Genomic DNA, 13531 nt, shown 5'->3' on the forward strand with positions numbered 1-13531 from the left:
TTGACGGCTTCCGCGTAGCTGAGGTGGGGCCAAAAGCGGTAGATCGTTGAGGACCCGGCGCTAGAGCCGTGCGGCTCGGGGCTCAAGCAGCGCGGGAAGGTACTTGACTGAGGGCACGACGGCGGTGGCGCCGGCCGCGCGCAAAGCCGCCTCGGAGTGGAAACCGGTGAGTACACCCACCACGGCGGAGGCGCCGGAACGAACGCCGGACAACATATCCGAGCTCGTGTCCCCCACCACGACGACCTCGCGGACATCGTCCAGGTCAAGGGCCAACACTGCCGTGAGAATCATGTCCGGGTAAGGGCGCCCGCGGCCAGCGTCGGCGGGGCACAGGCTGAGATCCGCCTTCCCCATCCAGCCCAAGGACTCAAGCACCATGTTCTGGGTGTGCCGGCCGAATCCCGTGGCCAGGCAGACTTTCACGCCGGAGTCCCGCATCCAATCGATGGTTTCCTCGGCGCCTGGAATAGCCCGGACGCCGCCGTCGGCAATCAGATCGTCGTAGGCGCGTTCGAAGGCCTTGTTGGCGCTCTCGGCCCGTTGAACTTCCTCAAAAAGATGACTGAAAACGGTCAACTTGGAAAATCCCATGGTGTCCCGGGCGTAGCCGAGCATGCTTTCGAAACGGGGCGAACCTGGCTCGACGCCGGTCTCCTGCAGGGCGAGGGACATCGCGCGCTCGGTACGGCCATCGTCGGTAATCGTGGTGCCCACCATGTCCAAGACAGCAAGCCGGAGCCGCTGCGCACGGTGCGCCCCGGCGTCGTCCGCGTTGATCCTCTTGCTGCTGTCCATGCTCATGGCGCCCCTTCGCTGGTTGATGGCCGAAATCGTGCGGCCACGTTAGTCCGCCCAGCTTGCCCCCGGTCCGCGACGACGGCCTGAACCCGGCGCGACGAGCGGGTGAATTCCGCAACAACGGCGCCACGGGAGCTCCGCCCGGGGCTGTTTTGACCCGGACGAGGTGACTCTATTACAGTTGTATCTTGCGTGATTCAGCCGGTACCCGGACGATAGCGCGGTGCTTCCTTAGCTCAGTCGGTAGAGCGTTTCACTCGTAATGAAAAGGTCATCAGTTCGATTCTGATAGGAAGCTCGAAAAGCCCCGCCATTCCATTGGAATGGCGGGGCTTCCTTTTTGGTTCACGGCTACTTTCACGGCCCGGTATGTATGCGAATCGACGATGCTCACGCCCCGGCGCGCCGGGCGCTCCGAAGTCCAGGCAACAGGATAGAAAAGATGGGCGGGAGCTACCGGCTTCCGCGCGTCGTCCCCTTTTCCGGGGGACGGACGTCCACGCTGTCGAACACCTGAGGGTCATGAACTTCCGCAATCGCCTCTCCCTGCCCGCCGCATTCCTCTTTGCCGCATTGGCCCTCACCGGATGCCAGCAGGGAACCCACCCCGCCGCCGAAGCGATGACCAAGTCCGCGTCGCCGGCAGTTCCTCAGGCAGTTACGGCGGCTGCTAGCGCACCCTCGGGTGCGGCGGCGGCAGCCGTGAAGTCTATCCACTCCCCCGGCGTCGTCGCTACCGACGAGCAGCTTGCCGCCGGACAGTGCTCGGCCAAGGTGGTCGACGCCGTCACCGGCGAGTACCTGCCGGACCCGGCCTGCACTCCAGGGGCCGCAGATCCTGTGGTTACCCAAGAGAACATCGATTCAACCATCTGCACGAGCGGCTACACGGCCACGGTCCGCCCGCCCGCTTCGGACACGAACAAGGTGAAGGCAGAGAGCCTGCGCCAATATGGTCAGGTCGCAGTGAAGACCACGGAGTACGATCACCTCATCAGCCTGGAGCTCGGCGGCACCAACTCGGTATCGAATTTGTGGCCTGAGCCGAACAAAGCGAGCGCCACGGGCACCACGAACCCGAAAGACGCGGTGGAGAACACTCTGCACAAGGCTGTCTGCACTCACAGGGTCACCCTGTCAGCTGCCCAGAAGGCGATCGCCCACAACTGGGTCACTGCGCTCACAGACCTCGGTTTGTAGCTGCGCGAAGCGCTGACTCAGCGCGGGAGCCACGGAGTTTTATAGGTCTCTGTCATTGAAATCCTGGGAAGGATCGAAGGAGAGGTTGACGTGGTTCTCTTGTGCGTCTGGACGCGGATCCCAGGCCAAGCCGCCCGAGGACCAGGGGCAGCTCCTTTCTCAGCCCTCGACGATGGACATCGGCAATCCGCCCCCATGCTCGGAAGGGTCGATGCTGTCGAGCTGCCACCCGTCCGCGGATGCCCGGAACGTCGCGGTCTGCGGCAACGAGTATCCTGACGGGACGCTGCTCGGCCCATTCGCCGTCGAGGCGAGGTATTCCTCTGTCTGTTCCTTGAAGTGGACGTTCGCCTTCGAACCGGTCACCTCGATCGACTCCACAGTGACCTTTGTCGAAAAGGACGTATACCAGAAGCCTGCTGACCTGAACCGGGCCTTCGAACGCTCCACCACCGGGAGGTCCCGACCACGCTTTGCCCGATAGGCGGCCGTCATCTGCCCGTCGGCGAGGCGCAGGATCGGCGGAGCATCGAGAAGGGTGCCATTACGATCCTCGACGGCGGTCTGAATCATGGCCGCGAGGTCGGCCGATGACGGGCTGGGCACCGCTGAGGTCAATCCCGGTGAGGGCGGCCTGGGCGCCGCCTGGCACCCGGAAAGGGCCAACCCGAGCAGCACGGCGACCGCGGCCAAAGTGCGTGGAAGCTTCATCCTGATCCCCTTGCTGTGGATGTCCCCACAGCCTACGGGCGTTTCGCGAATTCAATGCGTATGTAGCCGAGCTCGTCGCGCGGGAGGACGGCCGTCAAAAACCCGCCCTGTCCGAGGGACGCCCCAACCCCGTACACGAAGGGGTCGGTGTCGATCTCCACGCCCTGCACTTCGACCCCGTCAATCCAAACGGCCGCCTCACGGTTGGCTGGACGACTTCTGAGGTCCCCGATGTTACGGTCCCAGGCAATGCCTCCCAGCCATTCGCGCCGGTAGCGATTGATGAGGATGTGGTTCATGTGTTCTGCCAGCACCCGGGCAGGGGACGAACGTTCGGAAGCGTCGCGGTGCCACGTGGTCCGCACTGCCTCCCACAACTGGGGGTACCGCATGCGCTCAATCCCTTCAACCAGCCAGGCCGGCCGCGGCCAAGGCGGAACGTCTTCGATCGACCTTCGCGCCTGCTCGTCGAGCTCGGCCAGATTTATCGGGTCGGATCGGTCAGCGGGGTTGCGCCACAGCGTGTAGGTGATGCTCGCTGACATCTGGTTGTATCCGCGGGAATCCTGCCCGTACTGGATGCCGACCATATCCGGATCCTCCAGCGATGGCTGGGACACCAGCCCCATGATCGGGATCGGCATCAGCTCCAGGCGCCTGGCCTGCTCGTGGCGAGGGTCAGGTGCGTCTTCGGGGAGCACTCCATCGAATCTCACGTGCCGATTGTGCGCGGGTCACGAGTGGTTGGCAATACCGCCTCGGCATGGATCCCAGGTACATGACCGGGCAGTTGTCGTCGGGCAGTCCTGGTACAGATCGCTCGGTCCTTGCCTTTGGGCTCAAAAGCCCATCGAGGCGGATGTGCTTGGATTCGGCCTTCCGGTAAGCCGCAAGTCCGTCCTAGCGGTAGGCGTCGCGGCGATGAGCGATCGAGACGATCTCGATCAGTACGACGTCCTCCACGATCCGGTAGATGACGCGGTACTCTCCCCGCCTGGCCGAATACAAGGGGAACAATGGCTCTTGCAACTGCTTGCCCACACGTTGAGGGTTCTCGCTCAGGGCGCCGCTGATGAACTCAAAGGCTGCGGCTGCGACCTTCTCGGGCAGGTCATGGGTTAGAGCCGGTTTCGCCGACTTGGAGAATCTGACCTCGTAACGAGGGCTCATGCCCCGTGCTTGGTCGTGCGCATGTCCGCGCGGACCTCATCGATGGTGAAAGTCTCTCCCCCAGCCAGTTCCCTCAACCCCTTGCCAATATCCTTGACCAGCTTCGCGTCGGACAATACCGCCACCGTTTCGATCATGGCGTCGTAATCGTCGGCGCCCAGGAGGACCGCGGCGCGTGCGCCGTTCCGGGTGATTTCGAATCGTTCATGCGTGGACGATGCCTGCTCCACGATCCGCGAGAAATGGGACCGGGCCTCTGCAACTGGAAGGGTTGTCATGTACATAATTCTAGCGCAATTGCCTAGGGTCTGGGCCGGATCTGAGCCGGTCGAATAACCCGTGGCACTGGCCTTCCGCTCGCCGCAGGAGCAATCGGCCGATGAAGCCACCGAGTTAGTTATAGGAGGTTATGACGCTCCGTCCCGGTTGCTCTTGCGGGTCGAGGTAGACTCCCGGTTGGGAGCGCGCGGGGACGCCCTCCGCCGCACGCAAGGGGGACGCCACATGGGCCAAGAAATACGGTCGCAGACCGACCAGTCCGGTGCCGTAGAGCGGCTCGACGTGCGGCCATCGCGGACAACCGACGCTCCCGTCCTCACCCGCCACGACGAGATGAGATCACGGCATTGGCGCTTCTGGGTGGGGCTCTTCGAGTTGAGCTCGGGATTGCTCACCTGTCTGGTCACCGTCACGAACGCTGCCACGGGTATCGGACACCTACGGAACATGGCGGAATCAGGCGTAGAATCCCCGGCAGAGTGGATCGCCTACGTCTTCGCCGTTACCTTGGGCTTCGGCGTGGTGTCCATAGCGGGCATGGTCATCGGGATCTGGAACCTCGCCACCCTGAAAAGGACAGCCCGATCGCCACTGATCGCGGCCGTTGTGGTCTCCGCGGCGTCAATCGTGCTGACAATGGTCTTCATCGACGGGCCCCTGTTTGATCCGGTGAAAATCGGATGGGCCGCGCTGCACGCGGTAGTCAGCCTCTGGACAGTCGCCATCCTTCGCCTCAAGAAAGTCCCGGTCCGGTAATCCCCGGTCGAGGAAGCGGCCCCGACGAAGGTTAGACCGCTTCGTCCTCCCCTGAGTCAGCGAGGGTCACCCCAGCGACCGACCAGTTCTCTCGTGGCACCTCTTGGAGAACAACGCGGATGGTATCCGGCCGGATCCTCATCACTTCGGCGTAGGTCGAAGTCAGGGCCGCCAGCAGCTCACGCTTCCTCGCGGTAGATGCCGGCGAAGCGTTCAAAACCTGAATGAGGGGCATTTGTCGATTGTTCTGTACGGCGGATTCATGGCTCTCATTTTCCGACGTCGACAAGGTAGCCGCAGCTAAGGAAGCGCTGAACCGCGGCGCGCGCTGGCCACCGTCAGGGGCCAGACTCCCTGTCTCGCGTTCGTTCGTCGCTGGCGACGTTCCCCGCCCGGTCTCTTCTTTGACCGGTGCCCTGCTGTGCCTCTCCGACAGCGTTACGCTGACGCCATGAAGACCAGAGGACTTCCAGGACTAGTCTCGGCGATGCTTCCGGCGATGGTGCTTGCTCTTGCTGCGTCCGGCTGCACCCCGGAAGTCTGCCCCGCCGTCGGCTTCGTCAACCTGGGCCCGGTCGAGCTTGATCTCTCCGGCCTCCCTGGCGGCACGACTGTCTCCGCCTGCTTCGGCGTCAACGACCGCTGTGATCCGGTGAAGGTCACCCGGGACAGCAACGGACGGTTGATGGTTCCTCAGGCGCCCCCGTTCGTCCAGCCCGACAACGCCCCGGTGCCACTCCCCCGGATCCGCGTCGTCGCCGCGAAGCCGGACCATTCCATCTCCGATCATCTGTACGGGATCGAGCACGCCGCGCCGCGCGGAGGTTGCGACAATACCTACAACCTGATCCCCGTGAAAGTCCTCTGACCAACCACGCCCGCACCCAGCCGGCAAGGCGATAGCGCTGGCCGCCTTCTTCCCTTCCCGCGCCGCCGTCAGGTCGTGCGGCGTCATATTAAGAGGACTCCGGCCTGCACCCCTCGCCCTCGGGTGATCTTTTCGTCTCACACTGTTGCTCGTGCTTCGCTTCGCTGACGCCAACCTCATCGAGTCCAGTGGGTGGTGCCGCAGAGCTTGTCGGCGGGTGGACCAGCAGGGCTGGATTTGAAATCCAAACCCTAAGCATGCTTAGTATGGAGTAACGGCCGTATCGATCGGCTGCCGAACCAGAGGAGGAAACACCATGGGACTAGGCGACAAGATTGAGAACGCTGCCGAGAAGGCTGGCGGCAAGGGCAAGGAAGCTGCCGGCAGCGCCACGGGTGATGAAAACCTGAAGGCGGAAGGCCAGGCGGACCAGGCCAAGGGCGATTTGAAGCAGGCCGGCGAGAAAGTCAAGGACGCCTTCAAGAAGGACTGACCTGACGGTCTAGCGAAGGGCGCATCCCATCGGGGTGCGCCCTTCGCCGTACCCGGTACTTGATTCCGGCGGCCAATCGGGCGAAAACACTCCGCACCCTTACTATTCATGGACGCCGGGCATCCTCAAAGGTATTGTGATCTGCACCCGACTCGTGCTGATCCGGGAACTGCGTCAATGGGGTCGCAGTGGAATCGCATCTGGGGGATTTGATGACGACGCTGGTCCAGTCCGAGGGCGAATTACACGCTCACGCAGAGGTGGACACCGTTTCCGACGCGGACGGCGGTAGGGCGTGGTTCAGCCCAGAAGATGAAAATGTCAGGCTTGAGGACGCGGGTGAAGGGATCCTCCGGATCACTTTGCGGCCTGGAGGCCGAATCACTGCAGAGGACGGAGCTCTTGCCCGGGAGCGGTATCTGGCTCTGACGGGCGGAAGGGGCGCCGCGGTACTCCTGCAGGTCATCGGGGTCGAGTCTGTCAGCCGCGACGCGGTCCGATTCTTCAGTGAAGCCGTCACCATCACGGCCTTTGCGATCCTGGGCAGCACGCCGGTGGACCGTGTCATTGCCCACGGCAGGCACGGGCTCCCTGCACCGCAGTGCCCGACCCGGTACTTCTCCGACGAACAAGAGGCCCTGGGGTGGCTGCGCGTCCTGCGTACCGAGCGGGTCCCGGAACTTCCGGAGGACTGAGAGGCCCGGGCATCATCTAGCTGCCAGGAACCGGGTACAGGCGCCGGAGCCAGGACCGTGCTGATGCCGCGAAGTTAAGACAAGAAGACCCCGCACCTGTCAGGTGCGAGGCCTTCCCGTTGAGAACTATGCGAAGTCTGAGACTGCCGGATCCGGTCCGATGCGGCCTTCGGCGCCTCGGTCCAGGCCGTTGATGGCCTCAATGTCAGCCTCATCCAAGGTGACGCCAAGTGCTGCGAAGTTTTCCTGGATCCGGGACTCGGTCACGGACTTGGGAATCACGACGTTGCCAATCGCCAGGTGCCAGGCGATAACCACCTGCGCCGGGGTGGCGCCGTGCTTGGCAGCGATCTCGGCGATAGTCGCATTCTCAAGGAGCTCGCCGCCCTGGCCCAATGGCGACCAGGCCTGCGTCAAAATGCCGCGTGCCGTAGCGAACTCCCGGAGTTCCGCCTGGTTGAAGAACGGGTGCAGTTCGATCTGGTGGATCGCCGGAACAACCCCGGTCTCGTCGATCAGGCGTTGCAGGCCTTCCTTGCTGAAGTTGGAGACGCCGATGGACTTGATGCGTCCGCGCTTCTGAAGCTCAATGAGCGCCTTCCAGGTGTCCACGAACTTGTCCTGCTTGGGCTGCATCCAGTGGATCAGGTACAGGTCAAGGGTTTCCAAGCCGAGGCGGCTCATGGATTCTTCGAAAGCCGCGAGCGTGGACTCGTAGCCCTGGTCCGCATTCCACAGCTTGGTGGTGATGAAGATTTCCTCGGGCTTGAGGCCGGAGGATGCGATGGCGCGTCCCACGCCTGCCTCGTTGGCGTAGATCTTGGCGGTATCGATGTGGCGGTAGCCGGCTTCGAAGGCCTGACGCACCACCTTTTCGGCTACATCGTCCTCAACCTGCCACACCCCGTAGCCGAGCTGGGGAATGGAGTTGCCGTCGTTAAAAGTAAGGTTCGGTGACGAAGTCATGGCTTCCATCCTGCCAGCCGTGCACAGGGTGGCTACGGATTCCGGCCGCTCTAAGCTAGGCGCTTAATAGTTGTTATGTGGGAATAGACGCGTCTGCACCTAAATCGCCAATAGCTTACGAGCCGGCATTGGCCCTCAGCAGCCGTTCGGCTTCCTCGACATGCTCGTAAACGGTTTCGGCGCGTCGTCGCACCGAAGCGGCTCCTACAGGAACGGGCCCGACGGCGAGACGCAGCATCGCGGCCGCCTCCGCCGTCGTGGCAAGAGAGTTCCCCGCTTTGGACAGCGCGCGATGGACGCCCGCGAGCGATCCGGGAATGTCCAGCCCATCGCTGGGCGCACGGAGCTGGGCCTCGGCGCAGATGGCACGTACCCTGGACGACAAGTCCGCAAGTTCGTTCGCAAGGGCCACGAGTTCGACGTAGAGCTGTTCGTCTTCTACGCCTTCAAGCACTTGGTGGTACCGGTCAAGGCCGCGATGGAAGCGATCGTGGGCACGCCTCCACAGTCCTTTGCCAAGTTCAGCGTCATCCTTCCGTCCCTGTCGGACGGCCCCAAAGATTCCCAACCCAGCGCTCAGAGGTATTGACCCGGGTGTCGGTCCGGGTCTTCAACGCGAGAAGGTTTGTCGGGTTCCGCTTCCTTGCCGGGAAGGTGGGCACGCTGCGGTTCACCATTTTCGCCAATAACGACGCCCGGGGCGATCATGGTTCCTGGCGGCAGTTGGCGAAGCTGCAGCTGGGCGACAGCATGCTCCCGGGCTGCCTGCTGGGCAGCAATGGCAGTCTGGATTCCATGGAACAACCCTTCGAGCCAACCGACAAGCTGGGCCTGCGCGATCCTTAGTTCGGCGTCAGAGGGCGTGGCGTGTTCAGGGAAGGGGAGGCTGATCCGTTCCAGCTCTTCCACAAGTTCGGGCGCGAGGCCCTCTTCCAGCTCTTTGATGGAGCGTTCGTGGATCGCGGCAAGGCGACCGCGTGCTGCCTCGTCCAAGGGGGCACTCTTCACTTCTTCAAGGAGCTGGCGGATCATGGTGCCGATCCGCATGACCTTGGCTGGTTCGTCGACGAGGTCCTGCAGGGTGCTGCCCTTCTTGACGCCAGGCTTGCCGTCGGCCTTGGGACCCGCTTCCGATGTGCCCTGTACCGTACCAGCGTCCAAGGTTGTGCCCTCCACCGGGATGTCGTCAAAACTCTCGCCACTGGGTTGAGTGTCGTCCTGATCGCTCATGCGTTCATACTCTCATGGGCCGCAACTCAGCCCAGCGCCTTGACGAGTATTTCGCCTTCGTCCTTAGCGAAACCACATTTTTCGTAGAAGCCCGTGGCATAGACGTTGGCAGGGACCCAGACTTCTTCCATCCCGTGTTCCCGCATCCACTCCTCCATGACGGCCAAGAGGGACCGGCCGATACCGCGGCGGCGCCACTCCGTATGGATACCCATTTCCATGAGGAGCAGTTCGGCCCAAGGTCCGGCGTTGCGCCGGCGCTGAATGCAGCAGTGGAGGAATCCCACTAACCCGCCGCCGAGCTCGGCCAGCCAAAACAGCACGGCGGGGTCGCCCAAAAAGGAGCGGGCGCCGTCGTACGTCAACGCGCCTGAGGGCGCGACCGAAGGATCCTCGTCAAACAAGTTATCCGTCTCCGCCAGGCGGATCAGCGCGTCGGCGTCATCGGGGCCGAGCAGCCGGATCCGGACGTCGGCATTCGTCAATGTTTCGATGTCGGCACCTCCCTTGCGGGGCAGTCTATGCGGTGGGTGCTCCGGTAGCGCGGACGGTTCCGATCATGCCGTTGCTGGCGCCATTGGCCTGCTGGACCAGCCTGGCGTCACAAAGATCAAGCCAGCGGGCCTCCGCCTCGGCATGGAAGATCAGGGAGTCGAGGACGAGCAGCCTGGCAGTGTCCGTCACCCTTTGGTTGGCAGCGACATCCTTGCGGTCCTGGGTGTACTCCTGCAGTTCGCGCAGGGAAATCTCACGTTGGGCCTGGATGAGCGCGGGGACGTCGGTGCCCGCCGTCGTAACGGCCAGGGCCAGCTTGATGGCCAATTCGTTCCTCGGCGGTGCTCCACGATCCACAGCGGTCGTGAACCATCGGCGGATCTCCGCAGTCCCGGCGTCGGTGATGCTGAAGAGCACGTGGCCGCGGCCGTCGTCGCCCTCTTTGCGGACCAAAGCGTCGCGCTCCAACCGGTTCAGGGTGGTGTACACCTGTCCGATGTTCAGCGGCCAGACGGCTCCCGTGCGCTCCTCGAACGCCGCTCGCAATTGGTAGCCGTAGCGTGGCTCTTCCTGAAGCAATGCCAGGATGCCGTACCGGATGGACATCGCTCTCCTTCGTGCTGCCGGTTTGGGGGGCACCGCTAGAGCAACAGCAGGACTTTGCCCATGTGCTCGCCGGAATCGAAGTACTCGTGGGCTTCGCGGACCTGCTCCAAAGGGAACGACCTGGCCACGAACGGCTTGATCCGGCCGTCTGCCAGCATTGGCCAAACCGATTCGCGGACGGCGTTCATGATGACGCCCTTTTCCGCAACGGGACGCGGACGGAGCGCTGTGCCGATGATCGCTGCGCGTTTGCTGAGTAGCTGGCCCAGGTTGAGTTCGCCCTTGGCACCACCCTGCAGCCCGATCACTACCAGCCGGCCGTAGTCGGCGAGTGCTTCCACGTTTTGCTGCAGGTATTTGGCACCGACGACGTCGAGAATCACGTCCGCGCCTTTGCCGCCGTTTTGTGCCTTGAGGCTTTCGGCGAAGTCTTCTTCCGCATAATTGATGGCAATGTCGGCGCCAAGGAAAGCTTTCGCGGTGCCGACCTTTTCGGCCGTTCCGGCCGTCGCCGCGACCGTAGCTCCGTACGCTTTGGCGAGTTGGATGGCCATGGTGCCGATGCCGCCAGTGGCGCCATGGATCAATACCGTCTCACCCGCTTGCAGTTGTGCAGTCATGATGAGGTTTGAGTACACCGTCGCTGCGACCTCTGGCAAGGACGCCGCGGTGACCAGATCCACGCCGTCGGGCAATCGCAAAACCTGCTCCGCCGGGACGGCAACCTGCTGCGCGTAGCCGCCACCCGAAAGCAGGGCCACAACCTTGTCACCCAAGGAAAACGGCTTGCTCACCTCGGGCCCGAACGCGGCAATCCTGCCGGAGACCTCAAGGCCGGGAATTTCCGATGCTCCCGGTGGTGGCGGGTAGAAACCGCGGCGCTGCTGGACATCCGCCCTGTTGAGACCGGCGGCGACGACGTCGATGAGAACCTCGCCGGGGCCGGGAACCGGAGCCGGGACGTCGCGGATTTCCAGAACCTCGGGCCCGCCCGGTTCGGAGATGTAGACGGCTTTCATAGAGTGCTCCCGATCCCTCGCTCAATGCAGTTGGCCTTTCAGACACCTTAACCGCGTTAATCGCGGCGGCAGGTTTTTGGCGCAGCCAACTCCCTATGAAACACTACTAGGCAGGGAAGGTTGTCCGAGCGGCCTAAGGAGCTGGTCTTGAAAACCAGTGTGCGGTAACCCCGCACCAAGGGTTCAAATCCCTTACCTTCCGCCAAGTTAGTCATGTCGGAACCCCCGGCAAGCGAAAGCTTGCCGGGGGTTTTGCTGTCCCGAACGCTTTCGGCCGCTGTCGCCGATGAACTTTGCCCAGATGCCGGGTTATCGGACAAAACGGGTGTAAATCCCGGGCGCGTGATGTCCGTGCCGGGATCGTCTTCGCTCGGATGTCGGATTCTGCTCAATCATTCGAATGGACAAATTCCGGGCCCGCGGAATCACGGGACCGGCAACTTCGGCGAAGAGAATGATCCAGCAGAATCCGACGATGTCCATAGATCGTCGAACGAGCTTCGCCTGCCGGAAGCCATTGCAAGGCGCCAACGGGGACCAGGCGGCCTAGGAAACGCCAATGGCCGGTTCCGCGGGCGGAACCGGCCGGAATCGGCCGGAATCGGCCGGAATCGGCGTCGGGAGCTGAAGCAGCCTAGACGGCTACTTCGACGTATCCGTCCACGAGGCGGGTGGCGTAGCTTGCGAGCCGCAGTTCGGGGTTGGTGAAGCATTCGCCGGTTTCAAGGTCGTAGACCTCTTTGTGCAGCGGCGAAGCGATGGTGGGACGGCTGCCCCGGGAACCGACGATTCCCCGAGCCATGACGTTGGACAGCGTTGCCGGGTCCTGCTGGGATACCGCCAGGACCTCATCCGGCGTGGTGCGGAAAAGTGCAACTTGCTTGCCTCCGACCAGGGCAGCTTCGCCCCAAGCCGGTTCCAGCTCGTCGATTGCGCAGACGCGGTGCCAGCCGGACGCGGTCGGTGCGCCCATCGGTTTGTCCCGATCCAGAATTACGGTCATTTCAGCCCCTATCGCTTAGCCTGCCGGTCCGGCGGATCCAATTCCGCCAGCCGGCACGGGCCGGTTGCGGCCTCAACTTCACGGTAGGCCTGCGATGTTTCGCCGGAATGCAATCAATGTGTCCTGTTCGTAAAGGAGACCTCACATCGCCGCAATCCTCACCGTGATGCCGAAGTTAAGCCCCCGAAACAAAAGGGAAACTGACGCGAAACTGCGTGTCTTTAGTCTGAAGTGACAAGTCGCGGATGACGGTTCTGCGGCACATGCGAAAGGCCGCCAGTGACCGGACATACTTCCCCTTCAGAGAACCCGCGCCGCATTGTTGTCGCGGGCGGAGGCCCTGCGGCCCACCGCTTTGCCGATGCCATGCATACCCGCGGTCTCGAGGGCTGGCACGTCACGGTCCTGACCGAGGAAGCGCATCTTCCCTACGACCGGGTCACGCTGAGCAAGGCGCTCATCGAGGTCGACTACGACCTCACCCTCGGGCACGCGTCGATGTGGGACCACGATGCGCTGGACCTGCGCACTGGCGAGCGGGTGGTCAGGATCAACCCCGATGCCAAGTCTGTGGAAACCGCGGCCGGCAACAGCTACGAATACGACGCCCTCGTGGTCGCGACGGGTTCGAATGCCGCCCGACTTCCCATCCCGGGCGCCGAGCTCACACATGTCTACCGCACGCTCGAAGACGTCTGGGCCATCAACGAGGCAATCACGCAGCTTACGGAAAAGCTCGGCCGCAAGGTCAACGCTGTCACCATCGGCGGCGGCCTCCTCGGCCTCGAATCGGCCGCAGGCACGGAGCGTTTGGGCGCCACCCCGATCGTCATCGACGGCGCGTCCTGGCTGATGGCCACCCAACTGGACGAAGGCGCCGGCCAGGCACTGGGGCGCCTCATCAAAGACAAAGGCTTCGAAATCCACGGCGGCGTGTTCCCGTCCGAAGTATTGTCCGACGACGACGGCCAGGTCACCGGCGTCCTCATGGCCGACGGCCGCATCATCGACGCTGATATCGTAATCGTCGCGATCGGGGTCAGGCCGCGCGATGAGCTCTTCCGTGCACCGGAGGGCGAGGAACAGGTCTTCACGCTGGGCCAGCGCGGCGGCGTTGTCATTTCCGATGGTTGCGAGACCGAAATCCCCGGAATCTTCGCCATCGGTGAGGTCGCGAACTTCGAGGGCATGTGCCTGGGGCTCGTGGCGCCGGCGAACACCATGGCCGAGATCGTGGCC

The 13531-nt window shown here is 63.2% G+C and carries 19 protein-coding genes and 2 tRNA genes; 8 read left to right on the plus strand and 13 right to left on the minus strand.

What is annotated here, in order from left to right:
• Positions 1 to 60: 60 nt before the first annotated feature.
• Positions 61 to 804 (minus strand): HAD family hydrolase, encoded by a 744-nt coding sequence (locus QRN59_RS16890; protein ID WP_284983637.1) that lies wholly within the window; start codon positions 802 to 804, stop codon positions 61 to 63.
• A 222-nt stretch (positions 805 to 1026) separates the two neighbouring features.
• On the opposite strand from QRN59_RS16890, the gene QRN59_RS16895 reads away from it, so the two are divergent.
• Both QRN59_RS16895 and QRN59_RS16900 read left to right on the plus strand, forming a co-directional pair.
• A tRNA-Thr gene (locus QRN59_RS16895) sits at positions 1027 to 1099 on the plus strand.
• A 224-nt stretch (positions 1100 to 1323) separates the two neighbouring features.
• Positions 1324 to 2001: a hypothetical protein gene (locus tag QRN59_RS16900; protein WP_284983638.1), complete on the plus strand. Its 678-nt coding sequence runs from the start codon at positions 1324 to 1326 to the stop codon at positions 1999 to 2001.
• Between the two features lie 159 nt (positions 2002 to 2160).
• Here the strand turns inward: QRN59_RS16900 and QRN59_RS16905 are convergent, their stop codons facing one another.
• From QRN59_RS16905 to QRN59_RS16920, 4 genes are all read right to left on the minus strand, one after another.
• Entirely contained in the window at positions 2161 to 2712 is a 552-nt protein-coding gene (locus QRN59_RS16905) for a hypothetical protein (RefSeq protein WP_284983639.1), read from the minus strand.
• A gap of 32 nt (positions 2713 to 2744) precedes the next feature.
• Positions 2745 to 3428 (minus strand): hypothetical protein, encoded by a 684-nt coding sequence (locus tag QRN59_RS16910; RefSeq protein ID WP_284983640.1) that lies wholly within the window; start codon positions 3426 to 3428, stop codon positions 2745 to 2747.
• A gap of 184 nt (positions 3429 to 3612) precedes the next feature.
• Positions 3613 to 3882, minus strand: a complete 270-nt coding sequence (locus QRN59_RS16915; protein WP_284983641.1) for a type II toxin-antitoxin system RelE family toxin — start codon at positions 3880 to 3882, stop codon at positions 3613 to 3615.
• Positions 3879 to 4160: a type II toxin-antitoxin system Phd/YefM family antitoxin gene (locus QRN59_RS16920; protein WP_284983642.1), complete on the minus strand. Its 282-nt coding sequence runs from the start codon at positions 4158 to 4160 to the stop codon at positions 3879 to 3881. The genes QRN59_RS16915 and QRN59_RS16920 overlap by 4 nt, the downstream gene beginning before the upstream one ends.
• Before the next feature lie 226 nt (positions 4161 to 4386).
• On the opposite strand from QRN59_RS16920, the gene QRN59_RS16925 reads away from it, so the two are divergent.
• On the plus strand, positions 4387 to 4917 hold the full coding sequence (locus tag QRN59_RS16925; RefSeq protein WP_284983643.1) for a hypothetical protein: 531 nt from the start codon (positions 4387 to 4389) through the stop codon (positions 4915 to 4917).
• A gap of 31 nt (positions 4918 to 4948) precedes the next feature.
• On the opposite strand, the gene QRN59_RS16930 is transcribed toward QRN59_RS16925, so the two are convergent.
• Positions 4949 to 5206, minus strand: coding sequence for a tautomerase family protein (locus tag QRN59_RS16930; protein ID WP_284983644.1), 258 nt, complete (start codon positions 5204 to 5206; stop codon positions 4949 to 4951).
• 162 nt (positions 5207 to 5368) lie between these two features.
• Between QRN59_RS16930 and QRN59_RS16935 the strand changes: the two genes are divergently transcribed.
• The 3 genes from QRN59_RS16935 to QRN59_RS16945 all read left to right on the plus strand — a co-directional run bounded on the left by QRN59_RS16935 (position 5369) and on the right by QRN59_RS16945 (position 6973).
• The gene (locus tag QRN59_RS16935) at positions 5369 to 5785 is read left to right on the plus strand and encodes a hypothetical protein (RefSeq protein ID WP_284983645.1); all 417 of its coding nucleotides are present in this window, start codon (positions 5369 to 5371) and stop codon (positions 5783 to 5785) included.
• A 316-nt stretch (positions 5786 to 6101) separates the two neighbouring features.
• On the plus strand, positions 6102 to 6278 hold the full coding sequence (locus QRN59_RS16940) for a CsbD family protein (protein WP_284983646.1): 177 nt from the start codon (positions 6102 to 6104) through the stop codon (positions 6276 to 6278).
• Positions 6279 to 6466: 188 nt separating this feature from the next.
• Positions 6467 to 6973 (plus strand): DUF7793 family protein, encoded by a 507-nt coding sequence (locus QRN59_RS16945; protein WP_284983647.1) that lies wholly within the window; start codon positions 6467 to 6469, stop codon positions 6971 to 6973.
• 126 nt (positions 6974 to 7099) lie between these two features.
• Here the strand turns inward: QRN59_RS16945 and QRN59_RS16950 are convergent, their stop codons facing one another.
• The 6 genes from QRN59_RS16950 to QRN59_RS16975 form a co-directional block, all read right to left on the minus strand.
• Positions 7100 to 7939 carry an aldo/keto reductase gene (locus QRN59_RS16950; protein ID WP_284983648.1) on the minus strand — a complete coding sequence of 280 codons (840 nt, stop codon included), beginning with the start codon at positions 7937 to 7939 and terminating at the stop codon, positions 7100 to 7102.
• 115 nt (positions 7940 to 8054) lie between these two features.
• Positions 8055 to 8507 (minus strand): hypothetical protein, encoded by a 453-nt coding sequence (locus QRN59_RS16955; protein ID WP_284983649.1) that lies wholly within the window; start codon positions 8505 to 8507, stop codon positions 8055 to 8057.
• Between the two features lie 8 nt (positions 8508 to 8515).
• A complete protein-coding gene (locus tag QRN59_RS16960) occupies positions 8516 to 9169 on the minus strand; it encodes a bacterial proteasome activator family protein (RefSeq protein WP_284983650.1) in 654 nt (217 codons plus the stop codon).
• Positions 9170 to 9195: 26 nt separating this feature from the next.
• A complete protein-coding gene (locus QRN59_RS16965) occupies positions 9196 to 9654 on the minus strand; it encodes a GNAT family N-acetyltransferase (protein WP_284983651.1) in 459 nt (152 codons plus the stop codon).
• Between the two features lie 34 nt (positions 9655 to 9688).
• A complete protein-coding gene (locus QRN59_RS16970) occupies positions 9689 to 10270 on the minus strand; it encodes a PadR family transcriptional regulator (protein WP_284983652.1) in 582 nt (193 codons plus the stop codon).
• 35 nt (positions 10271 to 10305) lie between these two features.
• Positions 10306 to 11289, minus strand: a complete 984-nt coding sequence (locus tag QRN59_RS16975) for an NAD(P)H-quinone oxidoreductase (protein WP_284983653.1) — start codon at positions 11287 to 11289, stop codon at positions 10306 to 10308.
• A 114-nt stretch (positions 11290 to 11403) separates the two neighbouring features.
• On the opposite strand from QRN59_RS16975, the gene QRN59_RS16980 reads away from it, so the two are divergent.
• Positions 11404 to 11494: transfer RNA gene (locus QRN59_RS16980), tRNA-Ser, on the plus strand.
• 429 nt (positions 11495 to 11923) lie between these two features.
• Here the strand turns inward: QRN59_RS16980 and nirD are convergent.
• A complete protein-coding gene (gene nirD, locus QRN59_RS16985; RefSeq protein ID WP_284983654.1) occupies positions 11924 to 12292 on the minus strand; it encodes a nitrite reductase small subunit NirD in 369 nt (122 codons plus the stop codon).
• Positions 12293 to 12571: 279 nt separating this feature from the next.
• Here nirD and QRN59_RS16990 point away from each other — a divergent pair.
• The coding region (locus QRN59_RS16990) for an NAD(P)/FAD-dependent oxidoreductase (protein WP_284983655.1) at positions 12572 to 13531 on the plus strand (960 nt) is incomplete at its 3' end.

Source organism: Arthrobacter sp. efr-133-TYG-118, from assembly GCF_030209755.1.
Taxonomy (GTDB): domain Bacteria; phylum Actinomycetota; class Actinomycetes; order Actinomycetales; family Micrococcaceae; genus Arthrobacter.

Excerpts from the sequence above, each read along its gene's own strand:
- QRN59_RS16940 (WP_284983646.1), top strand. The coding sequence starts at position 6,102 with ATGGGACTAGGCGACAAGATTGAGAACGCTGCCGAGAAGGCTGGCGGC.
- QRN59_RS16920 (WP_284983642.1), bottom strand. The coding sequence starts at position 4,160 with ATGACAACCCTTCCAGTTGCAGAGGCCCGGTCCCATTTCTCGCGGATC.
- QRN59_RS16950 (WP_284983648.1), bottom strand. The coding sequence starts at position 7,939 with ATGACTTCGTCACCGAACCTTACTTTTAACGACGGCAACTCCATTCCC.
- nirD (WP_284983654.1), bottom strand. The coding sequence starts at position 12,292 with ATGACCGTAATTCTGGATCGGGACAAACCGATGGGCGCACCGACCGCG.
- QRN59_RS16890 (WP_284983637.1), bottom strand. The coding sequence starts at position 804 with ATGAGCATGGACAGCAGCAAGAGGATCAACGCGGACGACGCCGGGGCG.
- QRN59_RS16970 (WP_284983652.1), bottom strand. The coding sequence starts at position 10,270 with ATGTCCATCCGGTACGGCATCCTGGCATTGCTTCAGGAAGAGCCACGC.
- QRN59_RS16960 (WP_284983650.1), bottom strand. The coding sequence starts at position 9,169 with ATGAGCGATCAGGACGACACTCAACCCAGTGGCGAGAGTTTTGACGAC.
- QRN59_RS16900 (WP_284983638.1), top strand. The coding sequence starts at position 1,324 with ATGAACTTCCGCAATCGCCTCTCCCTGCCCGCCGCATTCCTCTTTGCC.
- QRN59_RS16915 (WP_284983641.1), bottom strand. The coding sequence starts at position 3,882 with ATGAGCCCTCGTTACGAGGTCAGATTCTCCAAGTCGGCGAAACCGGCT.
- QRN59_RS16975 (WP_284983653.1), bottom strand. The coding sequence starts at position 11,289 with ATGAAAGCCGTCTACATCTCCGAACCGGGCGGGCCCGAGGTTCTGGAA.
- QRN59_RS16935 (WP_284983645.1), top strand. The coding sequence starts at position 5,369 with ATGAAGACCAGAGGACTTCCAGGACTAGTCTCGGCGATGCTTCCGGCG.
- QRN59_RS16905 (WP_284983639.1), bottom strand. The coding sequence starts at position 2,712 with ATGAAGCTTCCACGCACTTTGGCCGCGGTCGCCGTGCTGCTCGGGTTG.
- QRN59_RS16925 (WP_284983643.1), top strand. The coding sequence starts at position 4,387 with ATGGGCCAAGAAATACGGTCGCAGACCGACCAGTCCGGTGCCGTAGAG.